Here is a 20,882-nt window from a genome sequence, read left to right as displayed (position 1 = left end):
GGAGCCTTCAGGATGGGTACCCAGGAGTCGCACCAGGGCGAGGAGCAGGACCGTCGGGCGACGAGGCCGCCAGGAGGGCTGCTCGACGTGCTCAGCGTCGCGGCGGTCGTCCTGGACGACCAAGGCCGGATCGTCTTCTGGAGTCCGCAGGCCGATGAGGTGTTCGGCTACAGCGCCGAGGAGGCGCTTGGCCGGAGAGCGGCTGACCTGCTGGTCCGTGAAGAGCACCGCGACCTGGTCGTCAAGCTGTTCGCCGAGGTGTTGGGCACAGGTGCGAGCTGGGCGGGCGCGTTTCCGATCCGATACAAGAACGGCAGCACGCGTCTGGTGGAGTTCCGGGCCATGCGGCTGCTGGACGACCTCGGCGACGTCTACGCGCTGGGCATCGCCGCCGACCAGACGACGCTCCAGACGGTGGAGAGGGACCTGGCCCTCTCCCAGCGACTGGTGTCGCAGTCCCCGATCGGCATCGCTCTGCTGGACACCGATCTGCGGTACATGCTGGTCAATCCTGCCCTGGAGCGCATCAACGGCATGCCTGCCGCCGATCATTTCGGGCGCCGCCCCCGCGAGATCCTGCCGTCCATCGACGTCGACACCATCGAGTCGGCGCTGCGGCAGGTCCTGGTCACCGGCACGCCGCTGATCGATCAGTACACCGTCGGCCGCACGCCGGCGGACCCTGACCGTGATCACGCGTGGTCCGTGTCGAACTACCGGATCGAGACCTCGCGCGGACGGATCCTCGGCGTCGCAACCTCCGTCGTCGACGTCACCGAACGCCATCGGGCGGCGACGGAGGCGGACCGGGCCCGGCGACGCCTGGCCCTGATCGCCGACGCCTCCGCCCGCGTCGGCACCACCCTCGGGGTGGAGCAGACCGCCCACGAACTGGCCCAGATCGCGGTCCCCGATCTGGCCGATGTGGCGGCGGTCGATGTCCTCGACGCCGTACTGGCCTTCCGCCGCACCGGCGAGTCCCATGAGGGGCCGGAACTCTTCCGTGCACTCGCCGTGGCCAGTGCCTACCCCACCGAGATCACCGCTGCCGCCGACAAGGTCGGGGATCTGGCCTCCTACGGCGCCGACCGCCTGGTCACTCAGTGTGTCCACACAGGGCAGCCCGTCCTCGTGGCCAAGGTCGACAGCAAGGATCTCCTGCGCATCGCCCAGAGTCCCGAATCGGCGGCCGTCCTCGCGCGTGCAGGCGCACACTCCTACCTCGCCGTGCCGCTGATCGCCCGCGGCGAGGTCCTCGGCGCCTTCGACATTCTGCGCGCCCGCAACCCGCTCCCCTTCGACGAGGACGACGTACTTCTCGCCGGCGAACTGGCCGCACGGGCGGCCGTCTGCATCGACAACGCCCGCTGGCACGAGAGCGTGCGCAATACCGCCGAGACCCTGCAACGTAGTCTGCTGCCCGGCACGCCGCCCCGACTGACAGGGCTGGAGGTCGCCTCCCTCTACCAGCCCGCCCAGGCATCCAACGAGGTCGGCGGCGACTGGTACGACGTCATCCCGCTGGACGGCGACAAGACGGCCCTTGTGGTCGGCGACGTCATGGGCAACGGCATCGACGCCGCCGCCACCATGGGACGCCTACGCACCGCCACATGCGCCTTCGCCGACCTCGACCTGAACCCCGACCAGGTCCTCCAGCACCTGGACAAGCTCACCCGCGGGCTCGAGCACTACATCGCCACCTGCGTCTACGCCGTCTACGACCCCCACGACCACCGGTGCCGCATCGCCAATGCCGGACACCTCCCGGCCGTCCTCGCCGCGGCCGGCCAACACCCCCGGCTGCTCGACCTGCCCACAGGAGCGCCCCTCGGCGTCGGCGGCGTCCCCTTCCAGACCACGGCCTTCGACCTGAACCCGGGCGACCGGCTCATCCTTTACACCGACGGCCTCATCGAGACCCGCCACCACCCCATCGACGATCGTCTCGACACGCTGCTGCGGACCCTCGATGAACCGCGCCGGCCCCTGGATGACACCTGCCAGTGGCTCCTGCACGCCCTGCGACACCCCGACGACCACGACGATGTCGCCATCCTCATCGCACAGGCGGCCCTCACGCATGGCAAGACCGATCAGGTCGAGCACGAACCAATTCGGTACCGTGGAGGCGCCTGACCTGAGCTTTCGCCCGTCAGGCGCCTCTCACCCGCTCTACGGGACCAGCGCCCAGCCTGTTCTCGCCATGGCGGCGGCCGCGCCGAAGGAGGCCGGGTCGTCGGCGATTCCGGCGCCGCCGGTGGCGACGTCCTCGGCGAGGGTGCCGACGATGAGCACGCCTGCGCCGATGATGAGCACGCCGGCGCCCACGTATTTCGCCGCCGTCTGGAGACGTGAGCGTTGCGGTTGCGGTGCGGTCACGGGAACCGGGACCGTTTGCGGGGCGCGCTGGGAGGCGGAGTAGGTGATGACTCCCTTCCCGGGGTACTTCGTCGACGACTCGACCTGCAGCACCGTGTTGGGCTGGTGCGCCGACGGGGCCTGCATGGGTACCAGATCGAAGCCGGCCGCGACCCGGCGCATGTCGCCCTGGGCCCTGAGCTGCGCCGTGATGCCGGCGACGTACCACTGCACATCGCCGGGGCCGTTGGCCTCGGCCTGGCCACCCTTGTTCTTGGCATCCCAGACGTAGACCGTGGAGTCCGTCCACAGCAGCAGGTCGGCCCGGCCGCCGGTGGCGATCACCCTGTTCCGCGGATCGCCCCCGCCCTTGACCGACTGGAGGTCCATGGACACCTGCCAGGTGCCCCCGGGCCGTGCCGTGCCCATCGCCTGGAGCTGTGCCGCGGCCATCACGATCGCCTGGTCGTGGTGGAGCGTGTACTTCTCCTGCAGGTGCCGGCCCAGGTTGAACGGCTCGCCCGGCTGGCGGCCGTCGTCATCGGTGAAGCGGAGAGGGTTCTGGTACGCGTAGCCGTACAGCTGCAGGTTCGACGGCTGGTGGACCCCGGCGTTCGCGCCGCCGTCCAGGTATGCGCCCAGCGCGGGGTCGGTGGACTCCCACATCCCGCCGCGCGGATCGTAGTAGCGCGCTCCGTGGTAGGTGTAACCGGTCTCCGGGTCGAGTTCCTTGCCGGTGAACCCGTACGGGTTCTTCTCGCCGGGGCGTTCGTCGACCCAGGTCTCACCGGACGGGAAGTAGTCCAGGTGCTCGGCGAGCCGGCCGGAGCCGTCCGTGCCGAAGGACGCCGACCCCAGGCGGTCGCCGTGGGAGAAGAACTGGTCCTTCTCGTAGGCGTTGCCGGGCTTCGAGGTCTTGGTGGCGATGCGCGTGCCGCCGGCGTACACGTGCTTGAACTCGGTCTGGTTGCGCGCCGTGTAGAACTGGTTCGGGTAGAGGGTGGTCTGGGCTCCGTCCTTGACCACCCGGTTGCCCTGGTCGTCGTAGGTGAAGCGGACCGACGGCGGCTTGCCGGGTTGGTTGCAGGAGGACGGGTCCTGTGCCTGGTCCTGGTTCTTGGCCGTGTCGTGGACGCAGGCCAGCCGGTTCTCCTCGTCCCAGATCTGCTGACGGCGCGGCTTGCCGGGCGCGGACGACACGCTGTCGGTCAGGTTGCCGTTGGCGTCGTAGGTGAGGCTCGCCCGGCCGATCACGGACGGGGCGTGCGGGCGGTCGGCCGCGTACGTGTAGGCCTGGGTGTACGTGGTGTTCTTCTGGACCTGCTCGTGGCCGTTGCCCACGCGGATGCCGTGGTGCTGGTCCTTGGCGGTGATGTTGCCGACCGTGTCGTACGAGGTGGAGTAGGTGTAGCGATCGGTCTTGTTCGCCATGAACTGAAAGGAGCCCGCGGCGCCGGTGAGCCGGTTCAGGTTGTCGTAGGTGTAGGTCTGCTCCGTGGGGCCGCCCAGCTTCGGGGTTTCGGCCGGGAGTTGGGTGACGTTCTTCTGACTGGTGAGGTTGCCGTTGGCGTCGTACTCGTAGGCGAGGTTCTGGAACGCGGACCCGGTCGGCAGGGTGGACGTGAGGGTGGCCATGCGGCGGTCCTCGGCACCGTAGGTGAAGGTGGTGCGGGTGCCGTTGCCCAGTTCCAGTGCCGCGCGGTCGCCGAACTTGTCGTACGCGAGCGAGCGGACGTACGTGTAGTCGAATCCATTCTTGGTTCCGACGGCGGCGCTGACCTGGCCGCCGCTGTCGTAGGTGTAGGACAGCCGCTCACCGTCGGGGTAGGTGAGGGACAGCATGCGGTTGAAGCTGTCGTAGTGGTAGCCGGTGGTGAAGGTACGGACGTGCGGGCCGGGGCCGGGCAGGGTGCGGGTCTCCTCGGTGACCTCGCCGAGCGGGCCGTACCTCCGCGTCACCTCGCCGCCCGCGTCCTCGATCCTGGTGACCCGGCCGGCGGCGTTGTGCTCCGCGCCCGGCGCGCCGTAGGTGTAGCGGACGTCGTTGCCGGTGAAGACCGGGTGGCGGATTTCGGTCACGCGGTCGAAGTCGTAGGTGTAGGTGATGGCCTGGTTCTTGGCCGTCAGGTTGGCGGTCTGCTGCCGGATCACGTTGCCGGCCGGGTCGTAGCCGGTGACGGTCCGGCCTGCGTCCGGTGAGTCGACGACGGTGCGGCGGCCCAGGTTGTCGTAGGCGGAGGTGGTGACGTTGTCGTGGTCGTCGGTGACCTTGACGATCTCGCCCAGCGGGTCGTAGGCGTAGCTGGTCCAGATCGGCGCGTCGCCGGTCTTGGCGCCGGGCTCGCGGACGGCGGTCTGCTGTTCCCGCACGTCGCTGTAGGCAGTGGTCCTGTTGCCCTTGGCGTCGGTGGACACGGTTTCGAACTGCACGGTGCCCGCGCGGTCCTTGCCGAAGCCGTACGCCACCGACGTGGAGGTCCCGTCCGGCAGCGTGGTGCGCAGCGTGCGGTCGAGGACGTCGTAGGTGAGGGTGGTGGGGCGGACGGTGTCGACGGCGGTGTTGAAGACGGTCCCGGCGTCACCCTTGGGTTCGGTGACGGGGTAGCGCTGCTCGACCGTGCGGCCCAGTGCGTCGAAGACGACACGGCCGGAGACCGTCATCACGTCCTCGCCGCCGACCGTCGCGTCCTTCTTCGTCTGGACCACGCGGCCGAGGCCGTCGGTGAAGGTGACGGTGTCGATCGTGTCGTCCTTCACCGTCCCCGCGGCGTCCCGGTCCAGATGGCGGGTCACCGCGTACGGGACCGGCGCGTCGGGGTGGTAGGTGAAGGCGATCGTCGGCCGCCCGGCGCCGTGGTCGTGCGGGCCGGTCACGGCGGTGAGGCGGCCCAGCGCGTCGTACTCCGACACCGTCCGCCGACCGTTGATGTCCGTTGACTCGGTCTGCTGACCGAAGCGCAGGTCGTACGCGGCGGTGGAGCGGTAGCCGAAGCTGTCCTCGATCGCCGTGGCCTGCGTGCCGGTCGGCACGTCGTACTCGTAGGTGCGCTGGTAGCGCTGGCCCCGGTGGTTCTCGGGCGAGGTGATCGACCTGAGTGTGCCGTCGGCGTTGTACGCGAGGTCGGTGACGGCTTCGGTGCCGCCCTCCAGGTGCGCGGTGTGCCGGGTCACGTCGCCCGTGGTGCAGTTCACCTCGGCGTCACGTGAGCGCATGAGCTTGCCGCCGCCGCGGACCTCCACCGACTGCCCGACGCCCACGATGTGGGTGTCGGTGCACGCGGTGTAGCTCGTCCTGGTCTCGACGTCGTCGGCGGCGCCGGGCTCGCCGTAGTCCACCTTGCGCACCAGGTTGCCGAGGGCGTCGTAGCTCATCTCGGTGGACGTGGTCTTGCCCGGTGTCGCCCCGCCCTCGCCGTCGTACCAGCGTGCCTCGGTCCGCTCCAGCTGCGGGAAGACCGATGCGGAGAACACCTCCCGCAGGGTGTACGTGTTGAGGGTCTCGGTGAACAGGGCCCCGGAGGCGTCGGTGACCGCCTCGCGCTTGAGCAGGCCGCGGGTCACGTGTCCGCGGGTGTCGAACTCGCGGACGGTGTTCCGGTACGGCTTGTCGGCCTCGCCCAGCTGGGTGCTGGTGACGGTGCCGTAGCCGAGGAACTCGCGCTCCAGGCGGTCGTACTTCCCGCCCTTGTACGAGAAGGAGAACGCCTGGGTGTCGGGGCCGTCGCCGGGCAGGTCGTCGTGGACCCGCGTGCCGGCCAGCAGCCAGCGGGAGCCGGGCTGGTCGTAGGTGTTGCCGTCGCGTGTGTAGCTGAGGTCGATGCGCGAACCCAGCGGCCGGGTCACGTTCTTGAGCAGGTTGGTGCGGCCGGTGCGGTTGGCGGCGACGACCAACTCGTCGTCCTTGTCGGAGGCGAGGTGGTCGGCCAGGCCGTCGCCGTCGATGTCGCGGATCATCTGCTCGGCGCGCGAGGCGCCGGTGGACACGTTGACGCCCGGGTTGATGATCAGGCAGCCGACCACGAAGCAGATGGGGACGGTGAAGTAGACGCCGCCGCCGAGCTGGGCGTTGGAGTCGGCGTTGATCCCGTCCAGGCTGCCGTGGAAGGGGACGGGCTCGGCGAAGCCGGAGCCGGTGTTGAGCGCGACCCGCACCGGGTTCCCGGCGAAGACCCGGTCGACGCGGCCGTCTCCGTTGACGTCCGCCAGCGAGCTCTTCGTCGAGGACGACTGCTGCTGGAAGGAGGCACCGCCGCCGAATCCGTAGAAGTCGGTGTTGAAGCCGATGTTCAGGCCGGCGGTGGAGCCGTGGCCCTCGTTGAGCTTGCCGCCGGGCCACGGTTCGGGCGCGGCGAAGCGGTAGCCCAGGTTGAGGGCGACGCGACCGTCCTCGTACGCCCGGTCCGGCAGGCTGTCGCCATTGATGTCGAGCAGGTCGTACGAGGCGTCGGCGCGGTTGGTGCCGAGGTTGCCGCCGATGCCGAGAGGGGGCATGTCGTTGCCGGCGGAGGAGGTGTCGGCCGTGACCCAGCCGGGCGGGGCGGCCTGGCCGCGGCCGGTGGCGATGGTGCGCGCCGCGCTGCCCGCGCTCGCGTTGCCACTGCGGGTGTCGGACGCGCGCACGGCTCCGCCGGGGACGGACCCGCGTGTGGTGCCGAGCACGCCGGTCGGGTCGGTGTACTGCACTCCGCCCGCGCCGACCACGTCGGGGAACCCGTCTCCGTTCATGTCGAGGTAGTCGAGCTCACCGCTGGAGGTGCCCAGGGCGACGCTGCCGCCCACGCTGCCGACGCCGCCGCCGAGCGAGCCGGTCAGCGAGATCTGCTTCGAGTGCGACATACGGGGAACGGCGTGCGCGGAGGCCAGGGACTCGGCGGTGGGCAGGCCGATGGTCCGGCCGCCGAACCGTGAGCTGGAGGCGGAGGAGGCCGCCGCCCAGGAGTGCTCGCCGGCTCCCCAGCGGCCGTGCTCGCCGTCCGGGGCGAAGGGCACGACGTCGGGCGCGGTGATCTTCGGGTTCTTCTCGAACGCCTCGCGGTCCCGGGCCGGGTCCACGTCGGAGGGCAGGTGTTCCTTGGCCTTCTCCGCGGTGAGGTCGTCCTGCTTGATCGGCTGTCCGGCGCGGTCCCTGTTGCCGTTGTAGCCGATGTACGACCAGCCGCGGTACAGGCGCCCGAAGACGTCTTCGACGGAGGGGGCGTGCACGGTGGCGGGCACGGGCGAGCCGCCGTCGATCGCGACCTCGGCGCTCTGGATCTTCGTGGCGAGGTCGGGCGTGGCCGCCGTGATGTCGACGTAGAGCGCTTCGCCCGCGGGGGCGGTCACCTCGACCGACGGCTTGTCGCCGACGTCGAAGACCTTCTTCGCGAGGAGCGCGCCGTGCTTCTTGACCGTGAGTACCAGCCGGCCCGTGGTGCCCTCGGCGGCCGTCACGTGGGCGGTGGCGGTGAAGGTGCCGCCGGGGGATGTGATCGGCTGCTGGACGCCGGCCGGCCCTGTGGGCACGTGGGTGTCGATGTCGTACGGGGGCCGGAACTGGAGCGGCTGGGCGTCGTCGCCGGCCGCCGGGGTCACCCCCTCGGCCTCGGTGTAGCGGGCGAGCGGCGCCCACTCCAGGGCGGTGACGTCGATCGGTGAGTCGGAGACGATCCGCCAGGACAGCTTCTGGCCCTTGGTGACGCGGATCGTGGCGTCGGCCGGGAAGGTTCCGGTCTCGGCGGCGCCGATGGTCTTCTCCACCACCGGTGTCCCCGCCTGGCTGATCCGGACGGTGACGTCGTCGGTGGTCGCCGCCTTCTTGCGCACGTCACCGGTCAGGTGCACCGTGCCGTCCACCGGCGCCTCGACGCTCCCGGCCCGGCCGGCGAGGGTGAAGTCCTTCGAAGCGGTGTAGGAGTGGAGCGGCAGGCCGTTGGCGTCGCTCGCCTCGAACCCGGTGTACGTGATCGACGGGTCCCAGGCGACCTTGTCGCCCGCGCCGTCGAAGACGGAACCGATACGGAAGTACAGCCGTTCGCCGCGCTTGACCTCGATGGCGTCCACGCCCTGCGGGGTGTACGCGGTGTCGTCTCCGGCCTGGATGCGCCGCGCCCACAGTTCGCCGTCCTCGTGCTGCACGGCGACGCGCACACCGTCCGGCTGGGAGAACTCCACCTGCTCGTCGGTCTTCTCGAGCGTCACTGTCCCGGTGACGCGCACCGTGCCGTCGTAGGGAGCGGTCCACCTGCGCACCGTGTCCACCAGCGGGGACGAGTCGATGCGCCGTTCACGCTCGGCCGTGTAGTCCGGCAGCAGCCGACCGGTGTCGACCTGGCCCGCCCCGATCGGCACGGGGGTCTGCGATGCCGGTCCGTACTCCACCGTGCCGTCCGTGCCGACGCGGCCGAAGCGCACGGACGAGCCGTCGACCAGGTCCACCACGCCGTCGGCGTTGACATCGCTGAAGTAGCGCCGGGTGGTGGAGACGGTGTCGACGTAGTCCAGCTGTGCCGCAACGCCCATGTACCCCTCCACACCCACGGTGAGGGAGTTGGCGGACTGGCTCATGATGCCCGGCAGGTTGCGCAGCGCGGTGGTGGTGTCGGCGAACCTGGGCTCGCCGCCCGGCCGGGAGAGGTTCTTGCGGAAGACGAAGCCGCCACCCTGTTTGAACACCTTGTCCGGCAGGGTGTCGCCGTCCACGTCCACCAGGGAGAGCAGCCCCTCGTCGCCGGACCTGCTGTAGCCCGCCTTGATGCCGACCGAGCCGTTCTTGGAGGGCTTCGCGCCGTAGCCGACGTACAGGTGGCCGCCGACGCTCTTCGAGGTGTTGCCGTTCAGTGCGCCGGCCTCGCCGGCCCCCCGCTTCACGCTGTCGACCGCGCCGTTGCGGACGTTGTCGTCCGGCGAGGTCCAGTTCACCTTGGCGAAGGCCTCGTAGGCGCCCTTCGCGTCGCGGATGTCGTCGAAGTACTCGAACGCGTGCCGGTTGAACTCCTTGCCGTCCGCGCCGAGCTGGGTGACCGACTTGAGCAGTGTCTTGCGGAACGCGCCTGTGGTGTAGGCGAGTTCGTAGGAACGGACCGGCTTGTCCTGGAAGCGCACCTCGATCCGGCGCAGCAGGTCGGCCGTCACCCGCTTGAACCCGCCTCGGGCGTCGATCGACACGTCGGGCCGCCGGGCCTCGCCCAGCTCCCTGTCCCGTACGAACGTCACCGTGTAGGGCCCGTCGGTGTCCCCGCGCCCGGTGTACGAGATCCGCTGCACGTACAGGGCACGCCCGGCGACGGTACCGCCCGCCACGCCCGCGTCCCGGACCAGCGCGTACTGGTAGCGCACCGTGTTGCCGTGCGGATCGCGCACCTCGCGCAGGGCCCAGGAGAAGACGTTGCCCGCGTCGTCGGCGAGCGTGGCGCCCTCGCCTCCGTACAGGTAGCGCACCCCGGACTTGTCGGTCACCTCCCAGCCGTAGGTCGCCGGAGAGTCTCCCGTGCGCACGATCCGGTCGAAGCCGCCCTCGATCCGTGCGTGGAAGACCTTCTCGCCGGTGCTCCGGGGTGCGGGCGTCCCGCGGTGGGCCATGGGCGTCAGCTGCTCGCCGCCCATCAGATAGGTCTCGGTCTCCCGGGCCGGGTCGTAGCGCGGCACACCCCAGCGGGTGTCGACGGAGATGGACGGGACGGAGAGGTCCCAGCCCGTGCCCAGCCAGCCCTCGGCGGCCGAGGAGGCGTACTCCACCGACAACGACGGTGCCAGGCCGGCGCGTCCGGGCGGCAGTTCGAGCGGGTACGAAAGCCGGGCGTCACCCTGGGAGTTGGCGCCCGGCGCCGCCATCTGGTTCACGCCGGTGACCGGGGAGGCGGCCTGGATGTTCTGGATCTGGTTCGGGTCCGACGAGACCTGGTCGGGGCCCTCGGGGGCGGTGACCACCGCGTTCACCATGTCGGTGAAGTGATCCGTGCGCGAGACGACGACCTGCTTGTCCTCGTCGACCGCGATCCGCTCCAGCGCCCGCCAGCAGGTGCCGGTCTCGTCGAAGTAGAAGGTCCGGATGTCGCCCGGGGTGTGCCCTGCCCGCTTCAGCGCCTCGGAGTCGTACGGCAGGGAGACGGTGATGCCGGTGTCGAAGGTGTGCGGGGTGGGGGTGAACCGGTAGCCCGCCGGCCCCTTGGTGACGTTCTCCATGCCCGCGCCGATGCCCGGCAGGGCGGTCTCGTCCAGCGGCTCGATCCCGACCTTGGTCGGTTCGGACACCGCATCGGGGGCGAGCGTCACCTCGGCGCCGTCCCGCGCGACGCTCTTGGTCACCCCCGTGTCCGGGTTGACCCACGCCGTCGACGGGCGCGCGGCCGGGTCCTTGGTACGGGCCGCCGTCCCCGGCACGCAGCCACCGAGCGCCGGCACGACCGCGGCCACCGGCACCGCGCGGGGCGAGGTCATCTCACTGGCCGAGACCAGCGACACCGGCAACGCGAGTGCCAGCACCAGCGCCGGCCCCCGCCTGCGGGCCCATGAGGCCCGCGGAATTCTCCACGCCCAGCGATGTCTCCGTACCCCACCGGTCATCGTTCCAGCCCCGACCCTTCACACGCCACGACACACGACACAGGACATGAACTGCGACAGCCCGCAGAGCAGCCACATCCTCCCCACGGAATGACCACGAAAACAGCCGCAAATCAGCCAGCACGTAAAGGAGTTATGGACCTCGCGCTTCCGTCGCTCGCATGGCGCGCCCGGGTCCCGCGGCCCACCCTCTTCCCCTGCGCGATCACACCGCGCTTCTTGACACCCCGGACTGCGCCCTGGGTTGCCTGCATGCTCCCGACAGCCATCGGGGCAGAGGCCGACAGCCTCCAGGAACAAGCGTGGTCCCCGATCGCCCAGACCGTGCACGCCACCGCCCTCACGGCCGTGGTGCTGGCCGCCCTTCCCTACCTCTCGGGAACGTTCTCCGGCGGCGCCGCCCCCCTGGGGCTGGTGGGCTTGGGTCTGCTGGTCCTCTACATCGTCATGCCGATCCGGGCGCTCGTCGCATGACGACGTGCGGAGCGGGTCGCGGCCTTCAGGATCAGGAACAGAGGGGCCTCCGAGTTCGCGAGGAAAGCACATCCATCCGTCAATGCTCCTCACCGGAGTCGCTCTGGACATCGTGGAGGGTTCTACGCGCGTCCGAATAAGCGCGGCTATATCGGAAGACACCATTCGGAATCTTCCCAGTTGGAGCTATGACCACAACCGTTCGACAGGGGGCGAAATACACCGCGGACCAGGAGAGAATTTCGGACGCACTGTCCAAAAGCAGCAAGAGGAAAGATCCATGCGACCAAGACCCTTCGGCATGACCGCCTCCGTGGCCGCGCTCGGACTGCTGGGCTCCCTCGTGACCGCCTGCGGCTCCTCCGGGAGCGACGGAACCACGTTGCGCCTGGTGGCCCCCGAGTACGGCACCAGCCCTGCGACCAGCTCCAGGGCGTACTGGGACAAGCTGACCGCCGCCTTCACCGCCGCCCATCCCGGCAAGAAGGTCGAAGTGACGCTCTACCCGTGGGCCGACGTCGACCGCGAGGTCACCCGCATGGTCCAGGATGACAACGCCCCGGACGTGGCTCTGATGGGCGCGTACTCCGACTTCGCCGCGCAGGGACGCCTTTACGCCGCCAGTGAGGTGATGTCGATCAGGGCGGAGGCGAACTTCCTGCCGCCACTCGCGGAGGCGGGCTCGGTCGACGGCACCCTCTACGGCTTGCCCTTCGTGGCCAGCAGCCGGCTGCTCTTCTACAACGAGGAGCTGTTCGACGAGGCCGGAGCGGAGCCGCCGAAGACCTGGTCGGAGCTGAAGGACGCGGCCGAGGCGCTGAAGAAGGAGGGCGTGCTCTACCCGTACGCCCTGCCGCTCGGCCCCGAGGAGGCGCACGCCGAAGCCTTGATCTGGGAACTGAGCAACGGCGGTGGGTACACCGACAGCACCGGCAGGTACAGCATCGCGTCCGAGAAGAACACACAGACGTTCCGCTGGATCAAGGACAACCTGGTCGTGCCGGCCCTGACCGGCCCGGTCCCGCCGGCCGAGCTCAATCGACAGGACGCGTTCGCCGCCTTCCTGCGCGGCGACGTCGGTATGGTCAACGGCTATCCCTCGCTCCTTCACGAGGCGAAGGCGAAGGGCATGAAGGTCGGCACGCTGCGCATGCCGGTGTCGGACACACTGGGCGACGCGGAGACCCCGCCGGCGGCGGGCGTCGCCGACTGGATGATGGCTTTCAAGCACGACGGCAATCGCGAACTGGTGGGCTCGTTCCTCAACTTCGTCTACGAGGACAAGAACCTCAGCGAGTTCGCCGGGCGCTACCATCTGCTGCCGTCGACGGTGTCCGCCACCCAGGCATCACAGGATGCGGCGGCGGACCCCAGCGCCGAGCAGTTCCTCGCCGCATTGCGCAGTGCCCAGCTCTACCCGGTCGACGAACCGTCCTGGCTGCAGGTGAGCAATACCATCAAGGAGAACATCGGCAAGGCCGTCGCTCCCTCCGCCGACCCGAAGACCGTACTGGACAGCATCGCCCAGCAGGCCCGGGACGAAGCGCAGCCGAGGTAGCGGTCTCCGGGGTCTGCGGGGACCATTTCCTCCCCCGCCGCCGGCTGTCCCCTCCGGCCCGTTCGAATTCACCACCTTCTTTCGCTGCCCGCCCGCGCCCCCCTTCCGGAAGCGGCAACCGGGCCGTACGGCGTCGACCGGACGCCTGTCTCGTCGCTCGCGAAGCACCCACAAGGTGCGCGGGGCGACGACCATTCCCATCCCGGCGCAATGGTGTCCTCTCCTCGCAGAATCTTCACGTCCGCGGCGCGCATCCCTCGACGTTCGGGGAAGCCGAACCGAAAGAGGATAACTGGGACACCGAGGAGGTAAGGCCGTGACCGCCGTCGCCATACTGTTGATGCCCACGCTGGCGCTGCTGCTCTACGCGATGGACCGGCTCGAGGACCGGCTGACGGGCGGGGGCCCGGCTCAGGTGCCGTCGAAGCAGGCCCGACACGCCCGGCCCCGGCATCTGCGTCTCGTGCCGGACTCTCCCCCGCCCGCAGAGCCTGCGCACGGCGACCGCCCGGACACGGCGGCGGACGCGGCCTGAGGCCTCACGTCCGGCCCGAGGCCTACCCGCGTGCGGAGCGGACGTCGTGGCCCGGCCTCGTGCCTCCCGTGCCACGGCTGCTCGGGTGCCATTCGACGAGCAGGATGGTGGCGTCGTCGCGCAGCTTGTGGTCCTGATGCTGCCGCAGGCCCTGGACCAGGCGCCGGAGGGCCTCGGGGGCGGGATCACCCGCCGCGGTGGCGCGGATGACGGTGTCGGCCAGGCGCTCCTCGCCGTACAGATCCCCCTCGGGCGAGCGGGCCTCGGTGACGCCGTCGCTGTAGAGGAGGATCCGGTCACCCGGCTGGAGGCGTTCGGAGTGTTCGGTGGGCGGTGATTCGATCACGAATCCCCACCCGAGCGGCAGGCCGGGCTCCCGGGCCAGTACCTGTGGGAGCACTCTTCCCTGGCGGATCAGCAAGGGCGGCGGATGACCGCAGTTGATCCAGGTCAACCGGCCGTCGGAGGTGTCCAGATGGGCGACGACGGCGGTCATGAGCCGGTCGGTGAACCACTCGTTCAGGATCCGGTCGATCGAGGTGACGATGTCGGTCAGCGATCCGCCGGAGCGGCGGGTCGCCCGGCAGGCGGCGAGCCCGGCGGCACTGGCTCCGCCCGAGGCGAGGTCGTGGCCCATGGAGTCGATGACGGTCAAGTGCAGGCCGCTGTCGTCCAGGGTGTGGTCGAAGGTGTCGCCGCCGATGTCGTACGCGGGCTCCAGCACCGCCGAGGAGGTCACCTCCGCCGTGCCGATGGTCCGCGGCGGCAGGAAGGCCCACAGCAGTTCGGCCTGCACCGTCATCGCCCGCATGCGCTCCGCCTCGACCAGCAGGTCGCTGTGGGAAGACTTCGACACCACGAGCAGAGCCGCCACTCCGGCGAGCGTCTCGCTGCGCCTGAGCAGAGCGCCGTCCAGCGAGGGCGCCGTCACCATCAGGACGCCGAGGCGCTCGATTCCGTCGATCATCGGCAGCCAGGCGGTGCTGCCGTCCCTCGACCGCTGTACCTGCTGCGTACGGTAGGCCAGGCCCGCCAGTGACGTGTCGACATCGAGCATGCCCTGCCGCGCGGCACCGGGCTGGGGCAGTGCGACAAGCCGCATCTGCTGCAGGTCCGCCACGTACATGGCTGTTCCCTGGAGCCCCATGCGCCGGCCCGCGTCGTCGACGAGGCTCGCGAGCTCCCGCCCGGACAGCAGGTGGGAGCGGGCCAGCAGATCGGCCAGGACATCCTCGTACGTCGACACTCGACCTCCGCGGCTCCTCAGGGCGTGTTACGGGGCGGCGGCAGGGACGGCCCGCGCCCCTGGAGTGGCTCCAGGCTACGCAGGCCCTCCGGTGATCGCCTCCTCACGGGGCCGGGCGCCACGCAGGGTGACTCCCAGGCGCGTTCCGAGTTGCGGGGACCGGAGTGCTGTGCTGACGCGGGCCCTGTTCCTGTGCACGGCGCGTGCGTCCCGCCGAAGCGGGCAGGCGAGGACCTACCCGTCCGGCACGGACGTACGGACGAAGGACAGAGGGAGAGTCTCACCGTGGAAATCTCCGGAATCATCAGCGCGTTGCTCATCGGAGTGATCATCGGGCTCCTGGGCCGACTCGTTCTGCCGGGGCGGCAGCACATCGGACTGCTGTGGACCATCGTCGTCGGCATCCTGGCGGCCTTCCTGGGGACGCTGATCGCCCGCGCGATGGGCCTCGCGGACACCGACGGCGTGGACTGGATCCAGTGGGCGGTGCAGATCGCCCTGGCGGCGCTCGGCGTGGCCGCGCTCTCCAGGGCGAAGGGTCTGCGCTGACGCGCCCGGTCGGTCCTCGCGCCGAATCAGGTTGTTCCGCAAGGAGTTTGAGGCCCCATCGGGCGGACATACGCCCCAGGAGGATGACATGACCGACACATCCGAGAACGGTACGGAGAGGACCGATCAGAGGCAGCCGCTCCACGCCGCCGGGGTGATCCGGGCGGCGAAGGAACAGCTGACGGAGTTGCTGTCGCAGCCGGCCGAGGCGGTCAGCGCCTGCGAGCGCCACGAGAACGGTGGCTGGCGGCTGTCGGTCGAGGTCCTCGAACTGCCCCGGGTCCCGGACACCATGAGCTTGCTGGCCTCGTACGAGGTGGAGGTCGACGACCACGGCGCGCTCATCGGCTACCGGCGCACCCGGCGTTACGAGAGGGGTCGTGTGGACCGCCGCTGACCGAGCGGTGTCCCGGCCTCCGTCCCCGAGACGAGAAGGAATCGGAAAACCATGACCGTCGTTCCTGCCCAACCCGCCCCCGCCGCCTCCGGAGGCGGCTCCAGCGGCCTGTACGACGTCCTCGAACTGGTACTGGACCGCGGCCTGGTGATCGACGCGTTCGTGCGGGTCTCCCTGGTCGGCATCGAGATCCTGAAGATCGACATACGTGTCGTCGTCGCCAGTGTGGACACCTACCTGAGGTTCGCCGAGGCCTGCAACCGACTCGACCTGGAAGCCGGACCGCGCAAGAACCCCGGCCTGCCCGAACTCCTCGACGAGGCAACCGAGTCCGGAGCACGCCGAAAGACGAAGGGCGCCCTGAGCGGCGCCGCCCAGAGCATCTCCGACGCCTTCCACCAGGTGCGCGGCGACGACGCCGAGGCGAAGGAGGAGCCGGCCCCGAGCAAGTCCCGGAGGCGTACCAGCACCCGCGGGGAGGAGAAGGAATGAGCACCTACGTGTACGGCATCACCCGCGCCGAACAGCAGCTGCCCGACGGCGCCGAGGGCATCGGCGAGCCACCGATGCCGGTGAGGACCGTCCGAAGCGGCGACCTGGTGGCGCTGGTGAGCGACGCACCGATGGAACTGAAGCCCAAGCGGCGTGACCTGCTGGCCCACCAGAGGGTGGTGATCGGCGCCGCGCACGGAGGGCCCGTGCTGCCGCTCCGGTTCGGCGGGGTCTCCCCCGACGACGACACCGTCGCGTCGATCCTCGAGGAGCACCACGACCTCTATCTGGAGCGCCTCGCCGCACTCGAGGGCAAGGACGAGTTCAACGTGAAGGCCTCCCACCACGAGGAGGCCGTGCTGTCCGCCGTATTGGCCGACGATCCCGCGCTGATGGCACGGCACGCCGCCAACCGCGCGGCGGGAGGCGGCGATCACGCGGCGAAGCTGGCGTTCGGCGAGCTGGTGGCCCGAGCGGTCGCCGAGCGGGAGAAGGTCGACGCGGCGCTCGTGAGGGAGACTCTCACCCCCCGCGCGGCCGGAACCCGACAGGGCCCGGAGGGCACCGGATGGCTGGCCAACCTGTCGTTCCTGGTGGAACGGGAGCGACGGGACGAGTTCCTGGAGGCCGTCCGGCGGCTGCACGAGGAGCACGAACACCTGCAGGTGCAGGTGACGGGCCCCCTGCCGGCGTACAGCTTCACCGTGACGGACTGAGCGCCATGGGTCTGCTCAAGGAGGTGCTGCTGCTGCCCGCCGCGCCGGTCCGGGGCACCGCATGGGTGCTCAGGCAGGTCGTCGCCGAGGCGGAGCGGCAGTACTACGACCCGGCCGTGATCCAGCGGGAGCTGGCGCGGCTGGTCGCCGTGTACGAGGCGGGCGGGATGGACGAGACGGAGTTCGACCGTCGGGAGGACGAACTGCTGGCCAGGCTGGAGAGCGCCGGCAGGGCCGGTGGTGGGCAGGGGGCGGGGTCATGACGGCGCCCTCCGGCCTCCCCCGCCCCTATGACGACCACTCTGGGGCCAACCTCGCCGACATCCTCGAACGCGTCCTCGACAAGGGCGTCGTCATCGCCGGGGACATCCGAGTCAACCTCCTCGACATCGAGCTGCTCACCATCAAGCTGCGCCTCGTCGTCGCCTCCGTCGAGCGGGCGAAGGAGATGGGGATCGACTGGTGGGAGCAGGATCCGGCGCTCTCCTCCCGGGCCCGGCAGGGTGAGCTGGGCCGCGAGAACGAGGAGCTGCGCCGCCGAGTAGCCGAGTTGGAAGCCAGGACGGAGACATGATCCCGGAACCCCTGCTGTACGTGTACGCCGTCGTCGCCTCCTCCCCCGCGCTGTCTCCGCTTCCCGTGCCGGACGAGCCACCCGACCCGCCGCTCGGCGCGAGGCTGACGCTGGTCGAGCACCGGGGGCTCACCGCCGTCGTCGAGCCCGTCGACGCGGGCGAGTTCGACGAGGGCCCACTGCGGGAGCACCTGGAGGATCTCGACTGGGTGGCGTCGGTCGCCCGCGCCCACCACCGCGTGGTGGGTGCGGTCGGGCGCCGCACCACGACCGTTCCGATGCGGCTCGCGACGGTCTGCCGTGGCGAGCCGGGGGTACGCCGACTGCTGGACACCGGTCACGACCCGCTCCGCGCGAGCCTCGACCGGATCGCCGGCATGGAGGAATGGGGCGTCAAGCTGTACGTGGACGACGACACGGACCCGTCGGGCCGGGGCGACGCGACAGGCCCGACCGACGGGGCCGACTCGGCGGGCTCAGCGGTCTCGTCGGAGTCATCGGGCTCGGTGCGTGCCGCCCGCTCGGCGGGGCGGGACTATCTGCGCCGACGCCTGGACGACCAACGGACCCGCCAGTACCGCGCCGCGCGCGTGTCCGACACCGCGGACCGCCTCCACGCTCTGCTCGCGTCCCGTGCGAGCGACGCCGTACTGCATCCGCCGCAACACGCGCGGCTCGCCCACGCACCCGGCCGGAACGTGCTCAATGCCGCGTATCTCGTCCCGGTCGAGGGAGGACAGGACTTCCTCGACGCCCTCCCGGCGCGTGACGTCCTTCCCGACGGCGTACGCGTGGACGTGACGGGGCCCTGGGTGCCGTACTCGTTCACCCAGAACGCCCCTGAACCGGGAACGACCCGATGACGGGCCTCGATCCGGCGACGGGCCTCGATCCGGTGGCGATCCGCGGCGAGGAGATCGCCCTCGTCGACGTCCTGGACCGGCTCCTGGCCGGCGGTGTGGTCCTGGCCGGAGACATCACCCTCCGCATCGCGGATGTCGATCTCGTACGCATCGACCTCAAGGCGCTCGTCAGCTCCGTCGGCGACGCCGTGCCGTCCCCGTGGGAGCAGGTGTCGCCGTGACCTCACCGCGCCCTCGGCGGGTCGAACTCGACCCCGACACGGTCGAACGCGACCTGGCACGCCTGGTGTTGACCGTCATCGAGCTGTTGCGCGAACTGATGGAGCGCCAGGCGCTGCGCCGGGTCGAGGTCGGCGACCTCACCGAGGAGCAGGAAGAGCGGCTGGGTCTGACCCTCATGCTCCTCGAAGACCGGATGGGCGTGCTCCGGGACCGGTTCGGCCTGGAACCAGAGGATCTCAACCTAGACCTGGGCCCTCTGGGCAAACTGCTGTGAACGGGGTTTGCCACGCCGGAACGGGAACAGACGAGAACCATGAGTGCTTCCGAGAAGACCAACAACAGCAATGCCCGTACCAGCGGCTCGAACACCTCCGGCAGCCGGGGGCGAACCACCCGTGGATCCGGCAACGCGGTGAAGGCCGTGTCGGACGCCAAGGACGAGACCACCGCCACGCTGACCGCGCTTCCGGCCCCGATGGCGGAGAAGACACTCGCCGCCGCCCAGGCGGTACGCGGGGTCGTGGGTCCCGGCGGCTGGCTCTGGACCACCCTGCGCGCCCGCAAGGGCGTCGCCGGCGGGACCGTGGCCAGTACGGCCGCGCTCGTCACCGGGGCGTACGCCCTGGGACGGCGAGCGGGCCTGCGCCGCCGTGGCCCGATCTCGCGGCTCACCGGCGGCAGGATCTGAGCAGCGGGACCCCGTGACCGTACGGGGGACGACACCGGCGGGCACCCTCCCCCAGCGGGGCGGGTGCCCGCCGTTCCGCGTGCCCCCACCCAGGTCCGGGTGCCCAACCGAAGGAGGGCCCGAACTCGTCGAGTTCGGGCCCTCCTTCGCACGAGGATTCAGACGATACGGCCTCCGAAGGGGCCACCCGGTCCGTAGTACGTGCCCAGCTCCTGGCGGTAGGCGGGGTCGTCGAGGTGCTTGTCGCGGTGGAACTCGGGAGCGCCCTTGATCTGCTCCTTGGTGCGGTCGACGAAGATCTTCTGCTCGTCCACGTCGATCCGAACCACGGTGCCGGCCGGAAGGAGGACCTCCTTGCCGAAGATCCAGACCCCGGTGTCCACGACCAGATAGGCGTCATCGACCTCGTCGGAGTGCTTGTCCACCTTCCCGATGCTGCCGTCGATCGCCTCGACCTTGTAGCCGGTCAATTCGGCGCCGGCCAGATGACCCGCGGTCGACTTGTAGCTCCACACGTGCTCAGTCACGCGAAAACAACTCCTCCGGTAGGCAAGGGCGGTCGGCGGATTACCGCCGCCCTCCTTTTCCGTGTGTCTTTCGCAGCGGGGTGCCTTCCCCGCCTGAACTCCGCCTGCCCCGACCCTGGCAAGGCATTCGCCCGATCTCACGGCGGGCATCCTGCTCGGGATGCACCCGAACCTTTCAGCCGAAGAGGAGCTTTCACGCCCCTCTCACAGAGAGAATGCGTGAAATCCATGTCCGGGGTTACGAGCGGGGAGTACGGCGCCGCTCGGGCAGCGGCGCGATTCCCGACGGAAATGGTGACGATGTCTGAATCCAGCCGGCACGAGACCACCCAGCCGCCCCCGGTACCTCCGGTGCGGTCGTGGCACACCACCGCCCGTCAGGCCCTTGGAGAGATCGGCCTGCCCGTCGAGGCCACGTTCCACTACGACCCCGACGACCCCTGGGCAGTACGCATCACCTTCCGGCTTCCGCTGAGCAGGGTCGTCGACTGGACCTTCTCCCGGGACCTGTTGCGCTCCGGGGCCCGTGTCCTGAGCGGCGAGGGCGACGTCCGGCTGTGGCCGCTGCGCTGCGGCGGCAGAGAAGGACGCGTCCGCATGCGGCTGGGCCCCGCCGAGGCGTTCGCCCTGGTCGACGTCGACCGCGCGGGTCTGCGGAGGTGGCTGGATGAGACGTATGGCGCCGTACCCGAGGGAGGGGAGGCCGCGCGGATCGACTGGGCGGCCGAGACCTCTCAGCTCTTCGCGCGGCCGTAGAGCCGGATTCCCGCGCGACGGACAGACGAACGCATGTGACTGGAGGAACTGATGCTGGACAGCTGGCGTGCACGAGCGGCCTGCCAGGATGTCGACCCGGACCTCTTCTTCCCGGTGGGGACAGGCGCACCGGCGCTGATACAGGCCGAGGAGGCCAAGGAGATCTGCCGGCGCTGCCCCGTGCGCGAGGAATGCCTGCGCTGGGCCATGGACGATTCCCGCCAGGTGACGGGCGTGTGGGGCGGCCTGCGCGAGGACGAGCGGCAGGCGCTGAAGCGAAGGTCGCGCCGCCGGGCGAACAAGGCGAAATGAGCCGCGCACGACGCGCGGTGGCACGGCACGCCGTGACGGGCGTCGCGCCGCGGGCAGGTCGGCCAAGTGGA

At 70.2% G+C, this 20,882-nt stretch carries 19 protein-coding genes; 16 read left to right on the top strand and 3 right to left on the bottom strand.

Annotation, left to right across the window (positions count from 1 at the left end; all coding sequences use genetic code 11):
- Nucleotides 1–12 precede the first annotated feature (12 nt).
- The gene (locus ABZ939_RS19610; RefSeq protein ID WP_361856343.1) at nucleotides 13–2,139 is read left to right on the top strand and encodes a SpoIIE family protein phosphatase; all 2,127 of its coding nucleotides are present in this window, start codon (nucleotides 13–15) and stop codon (nucleotides 2,137–2,139) included.
- A gap of 36 nt (nucleotides 2,140–2,175) precedes the next feature.
- Here the strand turns inward: ABZ939_RS19610 and ABZ939_RS19605 are convergent, their stop codons facing one another.
- Nucleotides 2,176–10,821 (bottom strand): SpvB/TcaC N-terminal domain-containing protein, encoded by an 8,646-nt coding sequence (locus ABZ939_RS19605; RefSeq protein ID WP_361856340.1) that lies wholly within the window; start codon nucleotides 10,819–10,821, stop codon nucleotides 2,176–2,178.
- Nucleotides 10,822–11,154: 333 nt separating this feature from the next.
- On the opposite strand from ABZ939_RS19605, the gene ABZ939_RS19600 reads away from it, so the two are divergent.
- The 3 genes from ABZ939_RS19600 to ABZ939_RS19590 all read left to right on the top strand — a co-directional run bounded on the left by ABZ939_RS19600 (nucleotide 11,155) and on the right by ABZ939_RS19590 (nucleotide 13,469).
- On the top strand, nucleotides 11,155–11,376 hold the full coding sequence (locus ABZ939_RS19600; protein ID WP_361856337.1) for a hypothetical protein: 222 nt from the start codon (nucleotides 11,155–11,157) through the stop codon (nucleotides 11,374–11,376).
- Between the two features lie 280 nt (nucleotides 11,377–11,656).
- A complete protein-coding gene (locus ABZ939_RS19595) occupies nucleotides 11,657–12,934 on the top strand; it encodes an extracellular solute-binding protein (RefSeq protein ID WP_361856334.1) in 1,278 nt (425 codons plus the stop codon).
- 316 nt (nucleotides 12,935–13,250) lie between these two features.
- Nucleotides 13,251–13,469 (top strand): hypothetical protein, encoded by a 219-nt coding sequence (locus tag ABZ939_RS19590; RefSeq protein WP_361856331.1) that lies wholly within the window; start codon nucleotides 13,251–13,253, stop codon nucleotides 13,467–13,469.
- Nucleotides 13,470–13,491: 22 nt separating this feature from the next.
- Here the strand turns inward: ABZ939_RS19590 and ABZ939_RS19585 are convergent, their stop codons facing one another.
- Nucleotides 13,492–14,715, bottom strand: coding sequence for a PP2C family protein-serine/threonine phosphatase (locus ABZ939_RS19585; RefSeq protein ID WP_361856328.1), 1,224 nt, complete (start codon nucleotides 14,713–14,715; stop codon nucleotides 13,492–13,494).
- 285 nt (nucleotides 14,716–15,000) lie between these two features.
- On the opposite strand from ABZ939_RS19585, the gene ABZ939_RS19580 reads away from it, so the two are divergent.
- From ABZ939_RS19580 to ABZ939_RS19535, 10 genes are all read left to right on the top strand, one after another.
- Entirely contained in the window at nucleotides 15,001–15,264 is a 264-nt protein-coding gene (locus tag ABZ939_RS19580) for a GlsB/YeaQ/YmgE family stress response membrane protein (protein WP_361856325.1), read from the top strand.
- Between the two features lie 88 nt (nucleotides 15,265–15,352).
- Entirely contained in the window at nucleotides 15,353–15,661 is a 309-nt protein-coding gene (gene gvpO / locus ABZ939_RS19575) for a gas vesicle protein GvpO (RefSeq protein WP_361856322.1), read from the top strand.
- Between the two features lie 51 nt (nucleotides 15,662–15,712).
- Nucleotides 15,713–16,153, top strand: a complete 441-nt coding sequence (locus ABZ939_RS19570) for a gas vesicle structural protein GvpA (protein ID WP_361856319.1) — start codon at nucleotides 15,713–15,715, stop codon at nucleotides 16,151–16,153.
- Complete coding sequence (locus tag ABZ939_RS19565) at nucleotides 16,150–16,869, top strand: GvpL/GvpF family gas vesicle protein (protein WP_361856316.1); 720 nt, start codon at nucleotides 16,150–16,152, stop codon at nucleotides 16,867–16,869. The genes ABZ939_RS19570 and ABZ939_RS19565 overlap by 4 nt, the downstream gene beginning before the upstream one ends.
- A gap of 5 nt (nucleotides 16,870–16,874) precedes the next feature.
- Nucleotides 16,875–17,132, top strand: a complete 258-nt coding sequence (locus tag ABZ939_RS19560; protein WP_361856313.1) for a gas vesicle protein GvpG — start codon at nucleotides 16,875–16,877, stop codon at nucleotides 17,130–17,132.
- Nucleotides 17,129–17,443, top strand: a complete 315-nt coding sequence (locus tag ABZ939_RS19555) for a gas vesicle protein (protein ID WP_361856310.1) — start codon at nucleotides 17,129–17,131, stop codon at nucleotides 17,441–17,443. The genes ABZ939_RS19560 and ABZ939_RS19555 overlap by 4 nt, the downstream gene beginning before the upstream one ends.
- Nucleotides 17,440–18,306: a GvpL/GvpF family gas vesicle protein gene (locus ABZ939_RS19550; protein ID WP_361856307.1), complete on the top strand. Its 867-nt coding sequence runs from the start codon at nucleotides 17,440–17,442 to the stop codon at nucleotides 18,304–18,306. Before ABZ939_RS19555 ends, ABZ939_RS19550 begins: the two co-directional genes overlap by 4 nt.
- Entirely contained in the window at nucleotides 18,303–18,527 is a 225-nt protein-coding gene (locus ABZ939_RS19545) for a gas vesicle protein (protein WP_361856304.1), read from the top strand. The genes ABZ939_RS19550 and ABZ939_RS19545 overlap by 4 nt, the downstream gene beginning before the upstream one ends.
- Nucleotides 18,524–18,802: a gas vesicle protein K gene (locus ABZ939_RS19540; protein ID WP_361856301.1), complete on the top strand. Its 279-nt coding sequence runs from the start codon at nucleotides 18,524–18,526 to the stop codon at nucleotides 18,800–18,802. Before ABZ939_RS19545 ends, ABZ939_RS19540 begins: the two co-directional genes overlap by 4 nt.
- A 39-nt stretch (nucleotides 18,803–18,841) precedes the next feature.
- Nucleotides 18,842–19,216, top strand: coding sequence for a hypothetical protein (locus tag ABZ939_RS19535; RefSeq protein ID WP_361856298.1), 375 nt, complete (start codon nucleotides 18,842–18,844; stop codon nucleotides 19,214–19,216).
- A 158-nt stretch (nucleotides 19,217–19,374) separates the two neighbouring features.
- On the opposite strand, the gene ABZ939_RS19530 is transcribed toward ABZ939_RS19535, so the two are convergent.
- On the bottom strand, nucleotides 19,375–19,743 hold the full coding sequence (locus tag ABZ939_RS19530; RefSeq protein ID WP_361856296.1) for a PRC-barrel domain-containing protein: 369 nt from the start codon (nucleotides 19,741–19,743) through the stop codon (nucleotides 19,375–19,377).
- 300 nt (nucleotides 19,744–20,043) lie between these two features.
- Between ABZ939_RS19530 and ABZ939_RS19525 the strand changes: the two genes are divergently transcribed.
- Nucleotides 20,044–20,499, top strand: a complete 456-nt coding sequence (locus tag ABZ939_RS19525) for an SsgA family sporulation/cell division regulator (RefSeq protein WP_361856293.1) — start codon at nucleotides 20,044–20,046, stop codon at nucleotides 20,497–20,499.
- Between the two features lie 54 nt (nucleotides 20,500–20,553).
- Nucleotides 20,554–20,811, top strand: coding sequence for a WhiB family transcriptional regulator (locus tag ABZ939_RS19520; RefSeq protein WP_361856645.1), 258 nt, complete (start codon nucleotides 20,554–20,556; stop codon nucleotides 20,809–20,811).
- Nucleotides 20,812–20,882: the final 71 nt, after the last annotated feature.

The organism is Streptomyces sp. NPDC046712, assembly GCF_040645695.1.
GTDB lineage: Bacteria > Actinomycetota > Actinomycetes > Streptomycetales > Streptomycetaceae > Streptomyces.
This window is presented reverse-complemented; position numbering and strand designations above follow the sequence as displayed.